Raw genomic sequence first — 262 nt, 5'->3', positions numbered from 1 at the left:
GTGCTAATTTGCTGTTCAAAGCGGCGTGAACATTTGCTTTTGCCTTTGGCGTTACCGCATCGGCATCTGTCCCTACTTTGACTTGGACTGGTAGTTCATCTTTCGAATTATCTGGATATGTTACTTCTAATGTACCTGTTTGGTTGCCTGCTTTTGTAGTGTCCAATGGTGTCTTCCATGCTACCTTTGTGCCTTGTGGCAAAGCTACATTTGGATCGAGCACTGACTCTGGTGTCAATTTGCTGTTCAAAGTGGCGTGAAC

At 45.0% G+C, this 262-nt stretch carries 1 protein-coding gene; it reads right to left on the bottom strand.

Annotated features, from left to right (window positions below):
- On the bottom strand, window positions 1-262 hold a 262-nt coding region (locus FC32_RS03770), incomplete at both ends, for a Rib/alpha-like domain-containing protein (protein ID WP_268871571.1).

The sequence above is a fragment of the Ligilactobacillus apodemi DSM 16634 = JCM 16172 genome, from assembly GCF_001434405.1.
Taxonomy (GTDB): Bacteria; Bacillota; Bacilli; order Lactobacillales; family Lactobacillaceae; genus Ligilactobacillus; species Ligilactobacillus apodemi.
The sequence above is the reverse complement of the archived record's forward strand: the minus strand, read 5'-3'. Positions and strand labels throughout refer to the sequence as shown.